The sequence below is a fragment of the bacterium genome, assembly GCA_040755795.1.
Classification (GTDB): domain Bacteria; phylum UBA9089; class CG2-30-40-21; order CG2-30-40-21; family SBAY01; genus JBFLXS01.
Map to the genome: position 1 here is coordinate 1 of JBFLXS010000684.1, position 1,389 is coordinate 1,389.

Annotated in this window: 3 protein-coding genes; 2 read left to right on the forward strand and 1 reads right to left on the reverse strand. The window is 36.6% G+C overall.

Annotation, left to right across the window (positions count from 1 at the left end; all coding sequences use genetic code 11):
- Positions 1 to 43 precede the first annotated feature (43 nt).
- Positions 44 to 214 carry a hypothetical protein gene (locus tag AB1414_20905; GenBank protein MEW6609871.1) on the forward strand — a complete coding sequence of 57 codons (171 nt, stop codon included), beginning with the start codon at positions 44 to 46 and terminating at the stop codon, positions 212 to 214.
- 297 nt (positions 215 to 511) lie between these two features.
- On the opposite strand, the gene AB1414_20910 is transcribed toward AB1414_20905, so the two are convergent.
- Positions 512 to 661, reverse strand: a complete 150-nt coding sequence (locus tag AB1414_20910; GenBank protein ID MEW6609872.1) for a hypothetical protein — start codon at positions 659 to 661, stop codon at positions 512 to 514.
- A gap of 123 nt (positions 662 to 784) precedes the next feature.
- On the opposite strand from AB1414_20910, the gene AB1414_20915 reads away from it, so the two are divergent.
- The coding region (locus tag AB1414_20915; protein MEW6609873.1) for a hypothetical protein at positions 785 to 1,389 on the forward strand (605 nt) is incomplete at its 3' end.

The following is a 1,389-nucleotide window of genomic DNA, read 5'->3' on the forward strand; positions in this document are numbered from 1 at the left end:
TATTATTAAAAAAATTGAAATTAATAGAAACTAATAGAAATTTATGGAAATTTGTTGTTTTCCACAATCAATTTCTACCTATTTCTATAAATTTCAATCTATTTCTATTATCTTATCTCCATATCACCCTTATCTCCTTATCCCCTTTCTTACAATTTTGATATATAGCCTGAACGGTTACGGAATTTGGAATTTGGGATTTGGAATTTCATAGCCATATCTGGGTCAAATTTCGATTAATAAGTGCTATAGATGTAACTGTTCTTTCTGACAAAAATCGAAAAAAATACTTGACTTTTGTTAAAATATATGGTATATTAAATAGTAAGGGTTCAGGGAGGATAAAAATAAGGAGAAAGGGAGAAGATGGAGAAGTGGAGAAAAGAAGAGTTAACTGATAGGATTATTAATGCCTGTATTAATGTCCATAAAAAGTTAGTGTCGTATTGAGTAAGTTTTGCACGGGGCATCATCAGATTTCGGTAAGCGTTCAGCCACAGAGGCACAGAGTTCACAGAGAATTAAGGCAATTAGCCACAAATGCACACGAATTAACCTCTGACATCCCATAAATGTAGTGCAAATCTTTAGGTTCGCCTTTTGGCTTGCTAGAAGCGAGGCTAAAGCCTCGTACTACAAATTTTTTTGTATTTGTGTTCATTCGTAGTTATATATTCCCTCTGTGTTCTCTGTGACTCTGTGGCTATATCTTGAACGGTTACCTTTAATCTTTGTGTCCTGGTGTCTTTGTGGCTGAACAATTACAAAAAGGAGGTTGGTTAAAATGTTAAAACAAAATAATAGTTGTAAGTATAAGAGAGAGAGAGGTTACGAAAGAAAAGAAGTTTTAAGTGGAGGTTTTTTATGTTTTTTAAGCAGGCTGATAGTATTAATTGCCTGCTTTATTTGTCTTATAGGGGGTTATGCCTTCGGAGCAACCTATGAATCACAGCAAGCAAGTCCTGCGGCTGCATTAGGGGCATTGTCCTCTGGCAGTGGCCCCCTACCCCAAGCAGCAGACTTCCAACCGCGTGTTCAAGGACAAGGAGCTGACTTGTATACCGGGGATATGAATTTACCTATTCCTTTATTTACAGTGCCAGGCAGAGGCGGTCTAAATCACCCGATTGACCTTTCTTATCAAGCCGGGATTAAAGTAGACCAGGAGGCATCCTGGGTTGGACTTGGGTGGAATTTAACTCCAGGGGCTATTACTCGCAATGTAATTGGCTGGCCAGATGATTACTTAAAAGGCGAAGCCAAACTTAAAATCTCTAAAAATGATTTTATAAAAGATATAGATGGATTTTTATACACAAACGATACTGCTTCTTATGTTATAGAAAATGACCCTAATACATATGTTGCTTATGATGATAATTTCTATGG

Coding starts and splice junctions, on each gene's coding strand:
- AB1414_20905 (MEW6609871.1), top strand. CDS start 44: ATGGAAATTTGTTGTTTTCCACAATCAATTTCTACCTATTTCTATAAA.
- AB1414_20910 (MEW6609872.1), bottom strand. CDS start 661: ATGAACACAAATACAAAAAAATTTGTAGTACGAGGCTTTAGCCTCGCT.